Below are 19,556 nucleotides of genomic sequence, written 5' to 3'. Positions count from 1 at the left end.
GATTTTCCTTATAAATTTCATGACAAATATGCTCAACTTTGGTATGAAAATAAAAATTTATACCATCATGAAAACATTATTAAGAGCCTTTATCGTGGTCATTATTATCATAGGAGGAGTTTTGATCATTGTTGTAGGGAAAAAACCTTTCCCGGAACCTGAGTGTCTCGTATGCGGGATCAATCTTGTAAGAACTTTGGGAATTGCTGAAGTCATTCTTGGCCTCGGAGCTTTGGTGATACAGGCTAACCTTGCCGAAAAACAGCGAAATTTCTAAAAAAATAAAAGACCGGTAATTTTTACCGGTCTTTTTATATTAATCGTTTAGTTTCAATACAGCCATGAATGCTGATTGTGGTACTTCTACTCTACCAATCTGCTTCATTTTCTTCTTACCTTCCTTCTGTTTTTCAAGAAGCTTACGTTTTCTGGAAATATCTCCTCCGTAACATTTTGCGGTAACGTCTTTTCTTAATGCTTTAATGGTTTCCCTGGCAATAACTTTTGCTCCCAGCGCTGCCTGAACTGCAATATCAAACTGTTGTCTAGGAATAAGTTCACGAAGCTTTTCACACATTTTTTTACCAATGTAATAAGCATTACTGTCGTGAATCAGTGAAGAAAGGGCATCTACCATATCACCATTGATCAGAATATCCATTTTAACCAATTTAGAAGAACGCATACCGATTGGAGAATAATCGAATGACGCGTATCCTTTGGAAATAGATTTCAGACGGTCATAAAAGTCGAAAACAACTTCTGCCAAAGGCATATTGAATGTTAATTCTACCCTGTCTGCCGTTAAATAACTTTGGTTAACAATCTCTCCTCTTTTTTCAATACAAAGCGTCATCACAGCACCCACAAAATCAGATTTAGTAATGATGGATGCTTTTATATATGGTTCTTCAACTCTATCTAAAAGATTGGGATCAATCATTTCAGACGGGTTGTTGATTAGAATTGGGGTTTCGGGGTCTTTTTTAGAATATCCGTGATATGAAACGTTGGGAACCGTAGTAATTACGTTCATATCAAATTCTCTCTCAAGACGTTCCTGAACGATTTCCATGTGAAGCATTCCTAAGAATCCGCAACGGAAACCAAAACCAAGTGCTGCAGAACTTTCCGGTTCGAAAACCAGAGAAGCGTCATTCAGTCTTAATTTTTCAAGTGAAAATCTTAATTCTTCAAAATCTTCAGATTCAATAGGATAAATTCCGGCAAAAACCATTGGCTTTACTTCTTCAAAACCATCAATGGCAGCAGCGGCAGGATTCACAAAAGAGGTAATGGTATCTCCTACTTTTACTTCTCTTGCATCTTTAATCCCGGAAATAATGTAGCCTACGTCACCACATTCAATTGTTTTTTTCGGAACCTGCTTTAGTTTCAAAGTTCCTACTTCATCAGCACCATATTCTTTTCCTGTCGCGAAAAATTTGATTTTCTCATTTTTAGAAATACTTCCGTTTACCACTTTGAAATACGCTTCAATCCCTCTGAACGGGTTGTAAACAGAATCAAAGATTAATGCCTGTAACGGAGCGTTCGGATCTCCAACCGGAGGTGGAATTCTATTCACAATCTGCTCAAGCAAATCATGAACGCCCTCACCTGTTTTTCCTGAAACTCTAAGGACATCTTCATATTTACAGCCTAAAAGACCCATAATTTCGTCGGTAACTTCCTCAGGGTTTGCAGAGGGAAGATCTATTTTATTCAGAATTGGAATAATTTCCAAATCATTTTCTAATGCCAGATAAAGATTACTGATGGTCTGAGCCTGAATACTCTGTGCCGCATCTACTATAAGAAGCGCACCTTCGCAGGCAGCAATGGAGCGGGAAACTTCGTAAGAAAAGTCTACGTGTCCCGGGGTATCAATAAGGTTTAAGATATATTTTTCTCCTTTATACTCATAATCCATCTGGATCGCGTGAGACTTGATGGTAATCCCGCGTTCTTTCTCCAAATCCATATCATCCAGCGTTTGAGACTGTAATTCTCTTTGGGTAACAGTATTGGTATATTCCAATAGTCTATCCGCCAAAGTACTTTTACCGTGGTCGATATGGGCGATTATGCAAAAATTTCGTATGTTTTTCATTTAAGAACGTTGTAATTTGCAAAGATAAAAAAAAGCGAGACATTATCTCTCTTTAATTTACGGAGTGAAATTTATTTTTCAAAGATGTAAGCGCCTGTTAAAGAATCTATATAAACCTTTGAAGATGTCCTTGTCTTTGCTCCGGTGATTGCTGCTGTATGAGATGTTCCCGGATCAAGAACTCCTCCAACAATCGCTCCCACTACACCTCCGGCAAGTGCCCCGACCATCATTCCTCCTGTCATTTTTTGAACGGAAAGTTGCGCTCTTGATGAAATGATATAAAAGCCCTTATTTCCTTTGACAATTTCTACAAATCCTGAAGGTATTCCCCGGTATGCTTTTCCGGAATCTACATAACAGAAAACCTCACTCAGCGGAACTGAAAAATCTTTATCCTTCACGTTCACCAGTCTTCCTTTTTTATTTTTAACGATAGAATAACCTGGCTCCGGCTTTTGGTCATAGAAACTTTTAAAATTTTTATAAACACCATCTACCAATTGAAATTCGTTAAAAGCTTTATAATTTTTATTGAGATAAGCGCTGTAATTGATTAACTCATTTTCAGGAATCATTACCCCTAAAACAGTATTGGAATATGAGCCTTTGATGAATTCTGAGAACACTTCGGAGATTTGCTGGGCCAAAAACTTAGACATATTCCCTGTCTTTTCCGGATCTGAAACGATTACATTCTCAAAGCGGGTGATAAAATAATATTTATCATTTCTTTTTAGAAAGCTTGATATCTTAATCTTAGCTTTTCCAAAGGCGTCTTTTTGTCCCGGGTCATGTTCATTATAAAATTTTAGCTCTTCCAGAATTAAAGTAATATCATTATTTCCTTTTACTTTATTGTCCTGTGAAAACCAGTTTTCGAAGTGACTTTTCAGATCTTCAGTATCAAACTTAATTTCTGCTGTTTCTTTTTTACCGATAATGGTTCCAATCGTTTTATCAGTCCGGTTATCTACAAGGGTCAATGATCTGGTAAGTCCTTTTTTATCTTTAATATTCTGATTAAGCTCAATAATTTCAGTTTTTTGAGCTGATAAAATCACAGAAAGTGATAAGAAGAAGAAGATTTTTTTCATTAAAATGTATTTTTTGCTCAAAAATAGTAATTCGTAAACACTAAACGGCTCTCACAAAAAAAATTTGTGAGAGCCGTCCAACATTAAAAAAATAAACTATTATGGGTTTTGTTTAGGCTTTGCCATGCTATTATTACGTCCGGTGTGAGGCTTTCTCTCATTCATTTTATCTCTCATCATTCCCTCAGACTGAAACAGTTTCAATACTTTTTGGCAAGGAATCACCTGCTGCATCTTGTCAGCGTATTTCTTTCTGTTATCCAGTAACTTCTGCCCTACTTCGAAACTCTGCTGAAGCTTTGCTTTGGCCTCATCATCAGATAATGTTTCCGGGTTGAAATCAGGATTAAACTGGCTTTTTATCTGCTTCTGATTATCTAAATACTCATTGTAAAGCTGAGTAAATTCTGTTTTATCACTGGCGTCAATTTCAAGATTTTCCAACACCATATTATTCCTAAACTTCTTAAGGAGTTCTTTTCTCTCTTCAGGAGAAAGATTGTTTATTACCTCTTTTCTTTGTTTAGGGTTCATTTTTTTCCAGTCATAATCTGAACTCTGGGCATTCAGGCCAAAACCATAAATAATAAAAAGTGTAAATAATATCTTTTTCATTTTTCTTTAATTATATAAATCTAAATAAACGTCCTGAGTTGAATTGCTTGCCAGCTCTGATATTTCAGAGTTTGAAAACGAATCCAGATATTCATTCATTTTAATTTCTTCTTTTTTAGTCGCAGCTTTTACAGGCTGTGAGGCCGTTCTGTTTTCAATATCCTTTTTAGGAGTATATGAAATAGTTTTAGCACCCTGATTACTAACTGTTTGATTATTATTCTCAATAGAAGTTAAATCTGATCTCAGAGTTTCATAAGCGCGTTCACTTTCTGTTTTTGGCCCCTGATTATTGGCTGCCAATATTTTTGAATTCAACACATCTCCCGCCGAATCATTGTCAGAGTTAAAAACATATGTTGCCCCGAATATTAAAGCCAGCGATGCCGCAGCTGCATACATCCAGTTCAATTTGAAAACCGGTGCTTTTTTATTCGCTTTCACTTCGCTCATTACATTATTCTGGATATTTTCAAATAAATGATCCGGAACTTTGTAGATATTCTTACGTTCTAGTTTTTCTATGTCGAACTCTTTCATCTTTGTTTGTTCAAAAAATTATCTCTCGTAATTTTCTTTAATATACTCTTCTATTTTTTGCTTGGCATAATGATAATTGGTCTTTAAAGTCCCTACAGACATATCCACAATTTTAGATATCTCTTCATAGGGTAAATCATCATAATACCGCATCATAAATACCAGTTTCTGCTTTTCGGGCAGGCTTTGTATGGCGTTCTGGAGCAGGAGCTGTATTTCTTCCGCATCTCCTTCCGTATTGTCGGCCACCAGGTTCTGCATGTAATATTCAGGATCCTCATCCGTTTTCTGCATTTTCTTCAACTTGTTGACCTGTTGTAATGCTTCATTCGTGGCAATTCTATAAAGCCAGGTATACAGCTGGCTGTCATTTTTAAACTGGTGAAAATTCTGGTAGGCTTTAATAAAAGTCTCCTGCAGTGTATCCTGGGCAAGATCTCCATCCACAATAATTCTTCTGATGTGCCAGTACAATCTGCTTTGATAAGCATCCATCAAGGCACGGACGCCTTTTTCCTGGGTCCGTGGATTCTGCATCAACGAAATAATTTCCGCGTCCTTAATCTTCATAAGATGCTTTCACTGTTTTGGATTACAAAAATAGCCGAAAGTTAAATTACTTATTCAATTTTCGGTCCAAATATTTAAAATAATATCAGAGCATTACACCACAAGCCTTACACAATAGGCAACACGCATATTGCATTATAAACTTCCAGAGCTCTGCTTCCGTCTTCCTTTAAAATCTTATCTTTGTTAGATGCAAACTGTAATTATAGGTTCCGGAAATGTGGCTTATCACATGGCAAAGGCTTTTAACCTGAAAAATATTCCATTAATGCAGGTTTTTGGAAGGAACAGCGAAGAGCTGAAGAAAATTTCTGAGGAGCTGAACGTTCCTTATTCTACTGAGCACCTTCAAGATGCAGACCTGTATATCATCTGTGTAAGCGATAATTCCGTAGAAAATGTTTCTCAAATTATTACTAAAAAAGATTGTCTGGTTGCGCATACTTCAGGATCTCTTCCCAAAGAAATTCTGAAAGGAGAGTACAGGAAGGCGAGTTTCTATCCTTTGCAGACGTTTTCAAAATCGAAAGAGCTGGATTACGGAAAAATTCCGTTCTTTATTGAAACTGAAAATGAACAGGATCAACAGTTTCTTTTTGAAATTGCTTCCAAAATTTCAGAGAATGTGATGGAAAGCAGCCACGAAAAAAGAAAATATATCCACCTTACTGCAGTTTTTGCCTGTAATTTTGTCAATCATCTTTTCGCGAAGGCAAAGGAAATTTCAGATTCACAGGAAATTCCATTTAATTATTTTCTGCCTCTGATTGATGAAACGGTAAAGAAAATTCATGATATTGAGCCCAAAGCTGCCCAAACCGGACCCGCCGTAAGAAATGATGTGAAGATACTGGAATTACATGAACAGCTGTTAAAAGACGAAAGTCTTAAGATTTATAAAACAATGAATCATTCTATTCAAAAAATGTATGAGCTATAAAGAAAAATTAAAAGATATTAGGGCGTTTGTATTTGATGTAGACGGAGTTTTTACAGATGGAAGCGTCTATCTGCTTCCGGGCGGAAATATGTGCAGGGTAATGAATGTGCTGGACGGTTATGCGGTAGTTAAAGCATTAAAAAACAATTATTTAATTGGAGTCATTACTGGCGGAAATGATGAAATGGTAAAACACAGGATCAATTATCTTGGAATAGAGGACTATTATCCAAAGTCACACGATAAAATGGTTGACTTTGAAGATTTTAAAAAGAAATACGATCTTAAAAATGAGGAGATCCTGACCATGGGAGATGATCTTCCCGATATCCACATTATGGAAAATTCTGCTATTGCAGCATGTCCTGAGAATGCCGTTCCTGAAGTAAAGGGAATATCTGATTATATTTCTGCCAAAAAAGGAGGGAGCGGGGCAGTACGTGATGTAATAGAGCAGGTCATGAAGGTTCAGGGGAACTGGCATGATGATAATACGCAATCTGTATAAAAACTTATGAAATTACTTTTAGCATCCCAGTCACCAAGAAGAAAAGAACTGCTTTCAAGCTTAGGTTTCGATTTTGAGGTTGTAAAAATAGACTGTGAGGAAATTCTTCCCGGAGATATTGAAATTGGAAAGGCAGCAGCTTACCTGTCAGAATTAAAAGCAGAAGCGTTCAGAGAATTAATTGACGATGAAGTACTTTTAACTTCCGATACTGTAGTCGCAATAGATAATCAGATTCTTGGAAAACCCAAAGATGAGAATGAAGCAAAGCATATGCTGCGGTTGCTTTCAGGAAAAACTCACCAGGTTTATACGGGAATTACCATAAAATCCGTTAATAAGACATGGACTGAAACCGATGTTGCGGATGTAGAACTTGATGAAATTACAAATGATGAAATAGAATATTACGTTCAAAATTACAAACCTTTCGACAAAGCGGGCAGCTATGGTATCCAGGAATGGCTGGGCATGGCAAAGATCAGCAATCTGAATGGAAGCTTTTATACGATCATGGGACTTCCTACTCATTTGGTTTATAAAATTTTGAAAGAAATATAAATATTATTCATTACAAAATTTTGTTATTTTTACAAAATCACCAGCTGCTCATAATAAAAAGCAGATAAGAGAGTTATATTGAATAATGAAAAAGAATATTTTATTCCTTTTAATCATGTGTATCGTTGCTTCCTGTGCGACCAAGACTAAAAAGCCGGAACAGCGATCAAAATTCATGAAAGGATTTAACACATATTATAATACCCTTTTTAATGCAAAAGATGCGTTAAACAGTGAATTTACGACCAGAGACAAGGCACATAAGGATAATTTTTATGCTCCTTATATTCCTATCCTTACATTTGAAGACCAGCCTTTGGGAAGTGATCTGGGGCAATCCGCCGCATTTGCTGAAAATTCTATGAAAATGGCTGAAGTAAGCAGGTCTTCTGAAAGGGGAGCTCCGGGAATGCCGCCTGTAATGCCCGGTTCGCAGGGAAATGGAACTCCCGGAATGCCTGATGAGATGCAGAGCAAAGGAGCAACTACTTTAGAAATAGCCGAAGCAAAGGCTCAGAAAGCAATCAACAAGTACTCTGTTATCAGAAACGGAGAAGAAAAGAATAAGAAGATCTTTGATGCTTATATGATTCTTGTACAGTCCAGAATCTACCAGAACAAAGCCGTACAGGCTCTGGATGCCCTGAACTACGTTTTTACGCATATGAAGGATGATAAAAGACTTCCTTTAGCCAGGATTTATCAGGGGGTAGCCTATGCGCAGATCAAAGATTATCATAAAGCGAATGAAACTTTTGCCAAACTGAAAGGGGAGGATATTAATAAAAACTACACAAAACTCCTGAGCATATATCATTCTGAGGCTCTTCTGGATGCAGGAAAGCTGGAGGAAGCCGGAGCTGAACTGGACAGGGCTTTTGAGCTGAATTCTGACAGAAAACTGAAAAGCAGGATAGCGTATCTGAGAGGACAGGTTTCTGAAAACCTGGGCCAAAATGATAAAGCCCGTGAAAGCTTTACACAGGCTTATAAATATGCCAATGATTTTGAATTTGAAGTAAAATCCCAAATTGCCATCGCTAAAACCTTCAATGGGAAAGGGGATTATAATGGAGCTAAAAACTATTTAGAAGGCATCAGCAAGAAAGGAACTTATGGTTCAAGAAAAAACGAATTTTACTATGCTTTGGGTTTAATGGCCAACAAAGCCGGAAAAAAAGATGAAGCTCAGGAATTTTTCAAAAAATCTCTGTTTGAAAAAGTTTCTGATCCACAGGTAAGAGGCCTTACATATTACGAAATAGGGAAGAGTTATCTCGAAAAAAACGATTATATTGGCGCCGGAACCTATTATGATTCAGCACTTACGGTGATGACCTATGAGCCTTCCAGAATTCTTTTAAAAGACCAGTCCGAATATATTAAGAAGATCTCCAGAAACTATTACCTGATCAAGAAGAACGACAGTATTCTTTCTTTGGCAAAGATGAGTGATTCTCAGAGAACAGACTTTTTCTCGAAGTATATCGCCAAACTGAAAGCTAAGGAAGAAAAAGAAGAGCAGGAGAGAATACGTGCTGAAAGAAGCAAAGGTTTTGATGCCGGAGATTACAATGCCAATTCAATTTTTGCCAATAACGCCAATTCTTTTGAAGATTTTGGGGTTACCACCAAAGGCTTCTATTTCAGCAATACAGGAACAATAAGCAAAGGATCTTCTTCATTTAAGCAGATCTGGGGAGACAGAGCTTTAGCTGATAACTGGCGTTATTCTAAAAAGATGGCGACTATTGAAGACATGAAAAATGAAGCTCTTGGCGTGACTTCGGCACCTAATCCAAGACGTTTTGAGCCGACTTACTATATTGAACAGATTCCTACAGATCAGGAAAAACTGGGTCAGCTAAAGAAAGACAGAGACACAGCTTCCTTAGGCTTGGGTGTAATGTACCAGAATTATTTTACGAATACCCCTTTGGCAACAAAGACATTATATGACCTTGTTGATGTAAAACCTGAGGAAAAAGTAATGCTTCAGGCTCTTTATGAAATCTTTGCAATGAATTACCAAAAGAACCCTCAGGCCTCTGAAAGAGCAAAACAAATCCTTTTGACCGACTATCCATATACTTCTTATGCAGAATTTGCAAGGAATCCCAAGAACAATTCATTTGTAAAGTCATCGGAAGATGTTGAAAATGAATACAAAAAGGCTTATGCTCTTTATGAATCCGAAAAGTTCGGGGAAAGCCGTGATATCATAGATCAGACGATACAGAAGTATCCTAAGGATGCCCTTGTTCCGAAATTCCACCTACTGAATGCATTCAACACAGGAAAAACCAGCGGAAAAGAGGTAATGATCCTGCAGCTTGAGCAGATCGCCCTGAATTATTCTAAAACCCCGGAAGGCATAAAAGCAAAGGAAATGCTGAATTATCTGAAAAGTGAACTTTCTTTCCAGGCAACGGATAATAAAGGAAATTCCCTTCCACAGCAGCCACAAATGCCGGCGCAACCTGTACAGAATATGAATAATGGTATTCCTCAGAATCCAGCCGGAAATGATAAAAACAGCCAGCTTCAGCAGGTTGTACAGGACGCAGATACAGAGCCAAAAAAGCCTAAACAGAAACTGAAAAAAGATAGAGATAAGGATAAAGAAAAAATCCCTGATGGTATTCCGGAAATGCCTCAATAAATAAAAAAGCGAAGATTTACTCTTCGCTTTTTATATATAATTGCTTATTTTTTATGGTCGTATAGAATCTGAAGATTTCTTTTTCTTCACTCCATGGAAATCTTTGAGATAGAATGGCTCAAAGTAGGCAATATCTTCAAATTCCTTTTGATTAATCTTTTCTAAGGTTCTTTTGATCAGATATTGTGCAGAAGGGTAGATGTCATCCTTAAAATCCGCATCCGGAAGATTCAGGATTTCTTTGGCTTTTTTTGCACCGTCTCCTACAAAAACCACTTTTTTATCTTTAAATTCTTCGAAAGAAGCTTCATCCAAAATTTTAGCTTCGGTTGATGAAAGTTCTTTTCCTGTTTCACCGTCATAAACGGCTGTATAAACCTCCATTCTCCTCGCATCGATCAATGGCACTATATAATCATAGTTTTTGCCTAAAAAAGGCTCTGCCATGCTTTCTAAAGAGTTTACTGCAATTAAGGGAATTTTCAGCCCATAGCAGAAACCTTTTGCGGAAGCGGCCCCAATTCTTAATCCGGTATAGGAACCAGGCCCTTTTCCTAATGAAACGGCTTGGATATCTTTCATCTTAAGTCCCGCACCTTCCAGTGCCCATTCTACAAAGGTATGGAGACTTTCAGACTGTTTATAGTTTTCGGAAACTTCTTCGCACAGGCATAGAAGCTTTTCATTGTCTGAAACAGCTACAGAGCAGTTCTTAGAAGAGGTTTCCAGATATAAAATTTTCATCTCTTTTATTTTAAGCTGATGGCAAAATTACGAAAGGCAATATTGCTTCCGAATATTCTGCAAATTTATGTCTTTATTTTAACTATTTTCTGTATATCGTTCTCGGCTCACTCTGCGCACTTGGATAAATGGTCATATCTGAAACCATAACATGTTTTGGAGCATTGACACAGTAAGCAATAGCATCAGCGATATCTTCAGCTTTTAAAGCTTCATAGCCGGCATATACAGTAGAAGCTCTTTCACTGTCCCCTTTGAATCTTACGAGAGAAAAGTCTGTCTCTACAGCACCCGGCTGAATATTGGTCACTTTAATGCCAAATTCAGTAAGTTCCAGACGCATTCCTTCGGAAATTACATCAACTGCTTTTTTAGTTGCACAATAAACAGCTCCGTTGGCATAAGTCTGCTTTGCTGCCACTGAACTAATATTTACAATATGTCCTGAATTACGGTCTTTCATGGAAGGAATAATCATTTTGGAAACATATAAAAGTCCTTTTACATTCCCATCAATCATAGAATCCCAATCATCTGTCTTTCCGGCAGAAAGAGGATCTAAACCGTGTGCATTTCCGGCATTATTGATAAGAACATCAATAGTTTTCCAATCTTCCGGCAGGGAACTTATTGCTTGTTCAACCTCTTCAAGATTGCTTACATCAAATTTTAAACTAAGTATTTCAGTATAAAGAGAAAGTTCGGTCTTCAGGGTTTCTAAAACTTCATTTCTTCTTCCGCAGATAATAACTCTGTTTCCCTGTCTGGCCAAAAGTTCTGCAGTGGATTTTCCTATTCCGGAAGTGGCTCCGGTGATGAGTATTGTTTTCATTGTATTGTAAAATGTATAATTGTACAAAGTACTTAGTACTTTATACTTTTTAGTTGGCATCAAATGCTTCAAAAGCATCGGTTATATGTTCAATTGTGAGTTTCTTTTTTTCATCAGGAAGGACAGAAATAATATCAAATCTCACTTCATTGTTCCTTTTAAATTCTTCAAGATAATGGTTAGCGGCCGTAACTATAGACTTAATTTTTGTTTTCGTAACCGCTTCCTGGGGCAGCATAAAAGCATCTGTGGAACGTGCTTTTACTTCAACAATGATAATCAGATTTTCTTTTTCAGCAATGATGTCGATCTCTGCTTTCTGAAAACGAAAATTTCTCGTAACAATCCTATAGCCGTTCTTCTGCAGATATTCAGCTGCAAGGTCTTCTGCTATTTTACCAAAATCATTATGATTTGCCATCTTTTGAGTTTGAGAGTTTGAAAATGAAAATATCAGTGATATTAATTAAAACTCAATCTTAACCTTATCTCCGACCTTCATATTAACTTTCCCTCCAATGATTAAAGGTCTGTTATCTTTAATATGTCCATTAGGAAATCCGAAAACAGTTGGGAATTTATATTTTGAAATTCTGTCAGAGATCAGTTTATAGGCAAATTCATCAAAGCTTTTTTCGTAGCTTTTATTCTCTTTTTCATCTCCCATATTGGTCATCCCGCCAACGATCAATCCTTTTATTTTATTGAAAACTCCGGCTAATTCAAGGGTCATGATCATTCTGTCCAGGGCATAAAAGTTTTCCCCGATATCTTCAATGAATAAAATCTTATCCTTGAAATCAAAGGAATATTTTGTCCCCAGAAGGGCATAGATAAGAGCTAAATTACCTCCAACCAATTCCCCTTCAATATTACCTGCTTTATTGAACTTATGAGATTTTAAAGCATATTTAGGGGTTTTTCCTTTTAAAATATCAAAAACCAGATCATAACTTTCATCTGTTACTCCAAAGCTTGACGTCTTAATGGTTTGTCCGTGGATAGACGCAAAACCTTTTTTCAATAAATAGCTTTGAATAACGGTATTGTCGGAATACCCTATATACCATTTCGGGTTTTCTGTAAAATTTTTAAGCTTTAAATGCTGAACCAGATGCTGGCAGCCATAACCGCCCCTTGAAGCCCAAATTGCTGAAACATCTTTATCATTCAAAGCCCAGTTGATGTCTTTAATTCTTTCCTGTTCTGTCCCGGCGTAATTATATCCATTTGAATATTTAGTATAAAGGTGCTCACCAAGAACAGGCTCAAAACCTTTGTTTTTAATCATTTCTATTCCTTTTTCAAGCTGAGAAACATCTACAGCTCCGGCAGGGGAAATAACAGCTATTTTAGAACCTTTTTTAAGGGCTCTGGGAAATATTATTTTTTTCATTCTGTTTTTTGATACTTGATTTCTTTTTTCTCAGCTTCTTCTAAACGCCTGTCGAACTGATTAAATTTCTTAAAGCTCTGTAGAAAGATGAAGAAACTGAAAACAATAAGAATCCCGCCAACGATTCTTCTGATCTGGTTGGCAAGCTTCTGGGTAAGTTTATCGTGAAATTGTTTTGCTAAGAATATTTTGGCCAGGTCGATACACAAATAGGTGCCGATGACGATACTCACATAGAGTATAAAACTGCTGGTATCAGGATATTGATTCCTTACAGAGATTACGGTAACCAGCCAGAAAAGAATAACCCCCACATTTAAAAGATTAAAGAAAAAACCATTGAAAAACGTTTTGAAATAGTTTTGTCCAATGATTCTTTCTTCACCCGGCATATGCATTTTGGTCCTGGTGACCATCATGACGATCCCATATACAAAAATAAGTATAGAAGTAATCCTGTAAAATCCGGGATGTTTATCTATTAGAGTAACAATATCCGCACTTGCATAATACGCAGCAACAATGCATAATAAATCTGCCGTAATAACTCCGAGGTCCAGTGCCAAAGCATGTCTTGGCCCTCTGGTAAAGCTGGTTTCAATTAAAAGGAAAAAAATAGGTCCTATAAAAACCAGGCTCAGCATAAATCCTAGGATAATAGCAGATAGTACAAGTTCAAACATTCAATAGTATTTTAAATGAAAAAGATTTCATCCCATTAATACAAAGTTATACTTTATGATTTAATTAATCAACAATCTTAAAGTCTAACTGCTTTTGAATAAGGTTTGCTTTTACTACTTTGATTTGGACCTGGTCTCCTAACTGATATTTTTTACCCGTTCTGTTACCATATACGGCATGGGTCTTTGCATCATATGAATATGAATCATCTACAAGGTCTCTTAATTTGATCAAACCTTCGGCACCATTTTCAGGGATTTCAACCCAGAAGCCGAATTCTGCAACACCTGAAATAACTCCTGTAAATGTTTCTCCAAGGTGTTTTTCCATAAACTTCACCTGCATGAACTTGATGGAATCTCTTTCTGCGTCAGCAGCCAGTCTTTCCATAGAACTGCAGTGTTTTGCTTTGTCTTCCAACTCCTGCTTGCTTGGAGATTTTCCTCCGTCAAGATAGTGCTGTAAAAGGCGGTGGGCAAGAAGGTCAGGATAACGTCGGATAGGAGAGGTAAAGTGGCTGTAATATTCGAAACCTAAACCGTAATGGCCGATAGGTTCTGTAGAATATATAGCCTTGCTCATACTTCTCATGGCCAGCGTTTCAATCATATTTTCTTCTCCTTTTCCTTTGACATCAGAAAGAAGCTTGTTTAAAGATTCTGCAACTTTTTTGGTATTGTCAAGGTTTATTTTATATCCGAAAGTAGATACAAAATCTCTTAATGCTTCCAGTTTTGCAGGGTTTGGATCATCGTGGACCCTGTAAATAAAAGTATTATTGGTTACACCACCTTTATTGTTCAATGAAACAAATTCAGACACCTTTTTATTAGCTAAAAGCATAAATTCTTCGATCAGGTGATTGGAATCCTTACTTATTTTAAAGTATACCCCGATCGGCGAGTTATTTTCATCCAGATTGAATCTTACTTCACTTCTGTCAAATGTAATTGCTCCGTTTCTGACACGTTCATCACGCATAATTTTAGCCAATCTGTCAAGGGTATTAACTTCCTCTGCAAGGTCTCCCTGGCCTGTTTCGATACGTTCCTGAGCTTCTTCGTAAGTAAATCTTCTGTCTGAATGAATCACTGTTCTTCCGAACCATTGTTTCTGGATCTCCGCTTTATCATTCAGCTCGAAAACTGCTGAGAAGGTATATTTATCTTCATTAGGGCGAAGTGAACATACATCGTTACTTAGAACTTCCGGAAGCATCGGAACTACACGGTCTACAAGGTATACCGAAGTCGCTCTGTTATAAGCTTCATCATCCAGGATCGTTCCCGGAACCACATAATGAGAAACATCGGCAATGTGTACACCAATTTCCCAGTTACCATTTTCCAGCTTCCTGATCGAAAGAGCATCATCAAAGTCTTTTGCATCTTTAGGGTCAATGGTGAACGTACAGATATTACGCATATCCCAACGCTTTGCAGCTTCTTCATCGGTGATTCTTCTGTCAATTTTATCCGCATCAAGCTCAACCTCCTGTGGAAATTCATAAGGAAGGCCGTATTCTGCAAGAATAGAGTGGATCTCTGTTTCGTGCTCACCGGGAGCTCCCAGCACCTGAATAATTTCTCCCTCAGGATTTTTATCACCAGGCTTCCAATCTGTCATTTTTACAACAACTTTATCGCCGTTTTCTGCTCCTCCGAATTTAGTTTTAGGAATAAAAATATCGGTATTGATTGTTTTTTTATCACAAACTACAAATCCAAAATCTTTATGGGCAACCAGCTGGAATGTCCCTACAAATTCTGTTCTTGTTCTTTCCAACACTTCCAGTACGGAACCTTCCAGTTTTTTTCCTTTGAAATGATAGGTTACAATCAGGACTTTATCTCCCTGTAGTGCATCTTTTACATTCTTAGAGTGAATAAAGATATCATCTTCTATTCCTTCTACACTAACGTAAGCATTGCCGGACTGGTTGAAATCAATGGTCCCTGTCAGGGTTCCCTCAATTTTCAGGTTAATGATATATTTTCCTTTCTCCACTTCTTTGATCTTTTCTGAACCCTGAAGTTTGTGAAGGGCCTGGATCACCAGCTCTCTCTGGCGGGGATTTTTATACTCTATTCCGTCTGCGATCTGCTTATAATTATAGATCTTCGATGAATTGGTATTCATGAAACGCAGGATCAGTCTTCCGATCTCTATGAGTTTCTGTTCGTTTTTATGGCTTATATATTTACCTTTTCTTGGCATTTTTAATGTTATTTAATTGTTGTTATTGTAATAATCCGTTTTTGAAATCTCTGAACTGTAGAGTTTTTAAATTCAAAATAATAAATAAGATTACGAATTAAAACTTTCTATTTATTATTTTTTTCCTCCATATCAAGAGACATTTCAATAAAATCACTTTCAGGAATTATTACCTCTTTATGGATACTGTTTTTATATTTTCTTATTAATTCAACAGCATCAATTTTCCTTCCAATTTACTTATAATGGAAACTTTAGTCTGTTAAAATTACTACAAATATGGAGAAGAGGGGAGAAAAACCTTTGAATAAATATCTTTAAGTATTTCAGGTTTGGTATGGAAATAATAGAATGGTAATTTCTATTAACTGCTGCAAAGATACAAAATAAAAAATAAATAAGGCCTGCAATTTGATTTACAGGCCTTTATATTTTAGCAGACAGCAATTTTATCAACTCTGTTCTGGTGTCTTCCACCTTCAAAATCTGTGGAAAGAAATTTCTCAGCAATTTCTATAGCCACTTCCTTAGAGATAAATCTTGCAGGCATAGAGATCATATTAGCATCATTATGCTGTCTTGCCAGTATTGCGATTTCCGGCATCCAGCAAAGTGCACATCTTATCTTCTGGTGTTTGTTCGCTGTGATCTGGACTCCGTTTCCGCTTCCGCAGATTAATATTCCCAATTCATTTTCTCCGTTTTCAACTGATGTTGCAGCAGGGTGAACAAAGTCCGGATAATCCACACTGTCTGTGGAAAACGTGCCAAAATCCTGAACATCAAATCGTTCTGAAAGATAGTTCTTAACAATCTCCTTGTATTCATAGCCTGCATGGTCTGCAGCAATAGCTATTTTTCTTTTCATAATACCTGTATTAAGTCTTTTTAGATTTTATTTCATGACAAAGGTAAGAATAATAACAAAGTCTGTTAGTTAATCCATAGTAATTTGTGAAAAGCTATGTGAATAACTGTGGAAAACTTTTTCCAACTTTCTATTTTTAAAGATGAATTTATTTCGTAATGGAAAATGTACTTGAAAATTTTAACCACAATTTTCAAAATCTTTTCTTCACTTAATCCAAAGTTTTTCCATAAAAAAATTACTAATACCGGGTTTGTGGGAAAGTTACTCACATCTGTTGGTAAGTCTGTGAAAAAGCAGATTTACAATATTTTACAATGTGAATTAAATATGAATTGAATAAAAATTATTTGTTACCAATTATTTTGTTAAAACTTATCCCCTAAACTAACAATACTCAACAACAACTACATTATTCTTTTTTTTAAAGAGAGAAAAATTGTTGGTTAGTGGATGAGTGGGTTGGGGGAAAGTTTTCAAAAAGTTTTGTTTTAATGGTTCCGTAGAAAATGTTTAAAAGCTTACATTTGTGAAACGAAAATTCAACGATACTTATGAAAACAATCAATGATTTCAATTTTAAAGACAAGAAGGCTCTGGTAAGAGTGGACTTTAATGTTCCGCAGGATGATCAGCTTAAAGTGACAGATAATACAAGAATCGCAGCTGTAAAACCAACTGTAGAAAAAATTCTTAATGACGGAGGTTCAGTAATTTTAATGACTCACCTTGGCAGACCCAAAGGCGAAGTGAAGGATGAATTCTCTCTTAAGCATATCGTAGATGAAGTTTCAAGTGTTCTTGGAAAGGAGGTTAAGTTTGTGGACGAATGTATCGGAGAAAAGGCTGAAAAAGCTGCTTCTGAGCTTCAGCCCGGAGAGATCTTATTGTTGGAAAATCTTCGTTTTCATAATGAAGAGGAAAAGGGTGATGAAGGATTTGCTGAAAAGCTTTCACAATTGGGTGATGCTTTTGTAAATGATGCCTTCGGAACGGCTCACAGAGCTCATGCCTCTACGGCTGTTATTGCTCAGTATTTTAAATCAACTAAATTTTTCGGTTTATTGATGGCTAAAGAGCTTCAGGCTATTGATAAAGTTTTAAGAAAAGGAGAAAAGCCTGTAACTGCGATACTTGGAGGTTCTAAGGTTTCAACTAAAATCACCATTATAGAAAATATACTTCCGGCAATCGATAATCTGATTATTGGAGGAGGTATGGCGTTTACTTTTATTAAAGCTTTAGGCGGAAAAATAGGGAACTCGCTGGTAGAAGAGGATAAGCTTCCTTTAGCTCTTGAGATTTTAGGAAAAGCCAAGGAAAATAAAGTTAAAGTATATCTTCCTTCTGATGTTATTATTGCGGAAGCTTTTAATAATGATGCCGAAAGAAAAGAAGCAGATATCTATGCAATTCCTGAAGGGTGGATGGGACTTGATGCAGGTCATAAATCAAGAGACCAGTTCAATGATGTATTGCTGAATTCAAGAACAATCCTTTGGAACGGACCGATCGGAGTTTTTGAAATGTCAAACTTTGCGGGCGGAACAGTTGCTTTGGGAGACAGCATTGCTGAGGCTACAAAATTAGGAGCTTTCTCTTTAGTAGGAGGTGGTGACAGTGTTGCTTTTGTGAAGCAGTTCGGTTATGGTGATAAAGTGAGCTATGTTTCTACAGGTGGAGGAGCGATGCTTGAAAGTCTGGAAGGTTTGGAACTTCCTGGAGTTGCTGCTATCAATAAATAATATTTTATTTTTTATATATAGGAGACCGTCAGATATGGCGGTCTTTTTTGTTTTGCTTTTAAATTAAGAGTGAGTTAAGGCTAATTGTCGAAAATCAGTGGTAAATTCCAATTTTGTTAAAAAGATGTGGATATCTACATCTTTTTATAAAATTTATTTTCTGATGAAAATATGCTATTGGCGAATATTTTTTTGAAGGTTATTTTTTTTCACATGATCAAATTTTTAACCTTCATTCAAAATTTTGGAAAATAATTTGTTAGCTCAATTTTTATTTCCAACATCTTTTTTATGCAGATGATTTTTCTAACCTGAAATTGTTCAATCAATAATTTTAGAAATTTTACAGCTTGCTATAAATTAATATACTTCCGCTTTTACATTTTCTAATTTGTTAAAGGAATCGAGTAGGGTAGTTTTTAAATTTACTTTTTTTTAATTTGATTTATATTTTGATCAAAAAAATAAACCCGGAATATTCTCCAGGTTTTTTGTTTTTTTGTTGAAATTGGTGAAAATTGACCTTCAGAAATAGCTCAAAAATCGATTTTCTATCTTTTTTCGATAATATATATCAAACTTGAAAATTCGTTCGAAAAAAGCGCCTTTACGTTAGAAATCGTTCCATAGACAACTGCTTTTAGCCAAAAAAAAGGTGATTTTTTGTATTTTTCGCTCAACATGGAGATGTAAAAGGAGTCAAGGACTAAAGGTTTGATTTTTCTCATTTTCCAGTTTGGTTTTTTGGAAATTAGATTTTCCATACCATTTTTGGAGAAATGATAAATATGCCTCGGTACATCATAAGCTGCCCAATATTCTTTGTAATGTTTTGCATCATAGGAAGTAGGGTTGGGAACAGCTATAATGAGAAGTCCTTTACCTTTTAATTTTCTGTGAAAAATTTCAAGCATCTCATCCTGGTTCTCTACATGTTCAAAAACGTGCCATAATGTAATAGCATCTAAACTGTGGTCCTGAATAATGTTGATATTATCAATTACCGTTGCTTTGGATATTTTATGAAGTGCAGCTTTTCTGGCATCAGCATCAGGTTCAAAACCGAAAGTTTCAAAATCGTTTTCTATATACTTTACAAATTCTCCGGCACCGCAACCGTAATCCAGAACTTTTGATCCCTTTTTTATTCTGTCTGCGAGAATATTTTTTTTGTATTGCAGATTAAAAGACTGTAAAAATTTATAAAGCTTTTCTTTAAAACTGCCTGAATCCTGATGATGGGAAATATAATCTTCGCTTTCGTAATATTTTGAAATATTGGATGGAATAGGAGAGGTCTTGAAAACCCCTTTTGTTTCTGTTTCTTTTATTTCAAATATTTCCTGTGAAAGAAAATGATCCTTTATTCTCATTGAATTAATAACTTGATATTTAAAAATAAGGTATTTACTGCTTGAAAACTTAACGGCTATAAATACCTTAATTTTTGCTTTTAATTTATAA

At 36.2% G+C, this 19,556-nt stretch carries 19 protein-coding genes; 6 read left to right on the top strand and 13 right to left on the bottom strand.

What is annotated here, in order from left to right; all coding sequences use genetic code 11:
• Nucleotides 1-67: 67 nt before the first annotated feature.
• A complete protein-coding gene (locus DRF60_RS02335; RefSeq protein WP_123902617.1) occupies nt 68-277 on the top strand; it encodes a hypothetical protein in 210 nt (69 codons plus the stop codon).
• Nucleotides 278-316: 39 nt separating this feature from the next.
• On the opposite strand, the gene lepA is transcribed toward DRF60_RS02335, so the two are convergent.
• The 5 genes from lepA to DRF60_RS02310 form a co-directional block, all read right to left on the bottom strand.
• Entirely contained in the window at nt 317-2,113 is a 1,797-nt protein-coding gene (lepA, locus tag DRF60_RS02330; protein ID WP_116010496.1) for a translation elongation factor 4, read from the bottom strand.
• 71 nt (nt 2,114-2,184) lie between these two features.
• Nucleotides 2,185-3,210 carry a hypothetical protein gene (locus DRF60_RS02325; RefSeq protein WP_116010495.1) on the bottom strand — a complete coding sequence of 342 codons (1,026 nt, stop codon included), beginning with the start codon at nt 3,208-3,210 and terminating at the stop codon, nt 2,185-2,187.
• A 99-nt stretch (nt 3,211-3,309) separates the two neighbouring features.
• Entirely contained in the window at nt 3,310-3,825 is a 516-nt protein-coding gene (locus DRF60_RS02320) for a hypothetical protein (protein ID WP_116010494.1), read from the bottom strand.
• Between the two features lie 6 nt (nt 3,826-3,831).
• On the bottom strand, nt 3,832-4,365 hold the full coding sequence (locus DRF60_RS02315) for a hypothetical protein (RefSeq protein WP_116010493.1): 534 nt from the start codon (nt 4,363-4,365) through the stop codon (nt 3,832-3,834).
• Nucleotides 4,366-4,383: 18 nt separating this feature from the next.
• Nucleotides 4,384-4,935 carry an RNA polymerase sigma factor gene (locus DRF60_RS02310; protein ID WP_034701130.1) on the bottom strand — a complete coding sequence of 184 codons (552 nt, stop codon included), beginning with the start codon at nt 4,933-4,935 and terminating at the stop codon, nt 4,384-4,386.
• 190 nt (nt 4,936-5,125) lie between these two features.
• Between DRF60_RS02310 and DRF60_RS02305 the strand changes: the two genes are divergently transcribed.
• From DRF60_RS02305 to porW, 4 genes are all read left to right on the top strand, one after another.
• The gene (locus tag DRF60_RS02305; RefSeq protein ID WP_116010492.1) at nt 5,126-5,875 is read left to right on the top strand and encodes a Rossmann-like and DUF2520 domain-containing protein; all 750 of its coding nucleotides are present in this window, start codon (nt 5,126-5,128) and stop codon (nt 5,873-5,875) included.
• Nucleotides 5,865-6,383: a KdsC family phosphatase gene (locus DRF60_RS02300; protein WP_116010491.1), complete on the top strand. Its 519-nt coding sequence runs from the start codon at nt 5,865-5,867 to the stop codon at nt 6,381-6,383. Before DRF60_RS02305 ends, DRF60_RS02300 begins: the two co-directional genes overlap by 11 nt.
• A 6-nt stretch (nt 6,384-6,389) precedes the next feature.
• Nucleotides 6,390-6,944 carry a Maf family protein gene (locus DRF60_RS02295; RefSeq protein WP_116010490.1) on the top strand — a complete coding sequence of 185 codons (555 nt, stop codon included), beginning with the start codon at nt 6,390-6,392 and terminating at the stop codon, nt 6,942-6,944.
• Between the two features lie 85 nt (nt 6,945-7,029).
• Nucleotides 7,030-9,606 (top strand): type IX secretion system periplasmic lipoprotein PorW/SprE, encoded by a 2,577-nt coding sequence (gene porW, locus DRF60_RS02290; protein ID WP_238639961.1) that lies wholly within the window; start codon nt 7,030-7,032, stop codon nt 9,604-9,606.
• A gap of 51 nt (nt 9,607-9,657) precedes the next feature.
• Here the strand turns inward: porW and tsaB are convergent, their stop codons facing one another.
• The 7 genes from tsaB to rpiB all read right to left on the bottom strand — a co-directional run bounded on the left by tsaB (nt 9,658) and on the right by rpiB (nt 16,347).
• Nucleotides 9,658-10,350 carry a tRNA (adenosine(37)-N6)-threonylcarbamoyltransferase complex dimerization subunit type 1 TsaB gene (gene tsaB, locus DRF60_RS02285; protein ID WP_116010489.1) on the bottom strand — a complete coding sequence of 231 codons (693 nt, stop codon included), beginning with the start codon at nt 10,348-10,350 and terminating at the stop codon, nt 9,658-9,660.
• An 82-nt stretch (nt 10,351-10,432) separates the two neighbouring features.
• Nucleotides 10,433-11,182: an SDR family NAD(P)-dependent oxidoreductase gene (locus tag DRF60_RS02280; protein ID WP_116010488.1), complete on the bottom strand. Its 750-nt coding sequence runs from the start codon at nt 11,180-11,182 to the stop codon at nt 10,433-10,435.
• A gap of 49 nt (nt 11,183-11,231) precedes the next feature.
• Entirely contained in the window at nt 11,232-11,603 is a 372-nt protein-coding gene (locus DRF60_RS02275) for a YraN family protein (protein WP_116010487.1), read from the bottom strand.
• A gap of 45 nt (nt 11,604-11,648) precedes the next feature.
• Nucleotides 11,649-12,578 (bottom strand): S66 peptidase family protein, encoded by a 930-nt coding sequence (locus DRF60_RS02270; protein WP_116010486.1) that lies wholly within the window; start codon nt 12,576-12,578, stop codon nt 11,649-11,651.
• Nucleotides 12,575-13,261, bottom strand: a complete 687-nt coding sequence (locus DRF60_RS02265) for a LysE family translocator (RefSeq protein ID WP_116010485.1) — start codon at nt 13,259-13,261, stop codon at nt 12,575-12,577. Before DRF60_RS02265 ends, DRF60_RS02270 begins: the two co-directional genes overlap by 4 nt.
• 64 nt (nt 13,262-13,325) lie before the next feature.
• Nucleotides 13,326-15,479 (bottom strand): ribonuclease R, encoded by a 2,154-nt coding sequence (gene rnr, locus DRF60_RS02260; protein ID WP_116010484.1) that lies wholly within the window; start codon nt 15,477-15,479, stop codon nt 13,326-13,328.
• Nucleotides 15,480-15,912: 433 nt separating this feature from the next.
• The gene (rpiB, locus tag DRF60_RS02255; protein WP_116010483.1) at nt 15,913-16,347 is read right to left on the bottom strand and encodes a ribose 5-phosphate isomerase B; all 435 of its coding nucleotides are present in this window, start codon (nt 16,345-16,347) and stop codon (nt 15,913-15,915) included.
• A gap of 554 nt (nt 16,348-16,901) precedes the next feature.
• Between rpiB and DRF60_RS02250 the strand changes: the two genes are divergently transcribed.
• Nucleotides 16,902-18,092, top strand: coding sequence for a phosphoglycerate kinase (locus tag DRF60_RS02250; RefSeq protein WP_116010482.1), 1,191 nt, complete (start codon nt 16,902-16,904; stop codon nt 18,090-18,092).
• Nucleotides 18,093-18,643: 551 nt separating this feature from the next.
• Here DRF60_RS02250 and DRF60_RS02245 read toward each other — a convergent pair.
• Nucleotides 18,644-19,465 (bottom strand): class I SAM-dependent methyltransferase, encoded by an 822-nt coding sequence (locus DRF60_RS02245; RefSeq protein WP_116010481.1) that lies wholly within the window; start codon nt 19,463-19,465, stop codon nt 18,644-18,646.
• Between the last annotated feature and the right edge of the window lie 91 nt (nt 19,466-19,556).

The sequence above is a fragment of the Chryseobacterium elymi genome (assembly GCF_003385495.1).
GTDB lineage: Bacteria > Bacteroidota > Bacteroidia > Flavobacteriales > Weeksellaceae > Chryseobacterium > Chryseobacterium elymi.
This window is presented reverse-complemented; position numbering and strand designations above follow the sequence as displayed.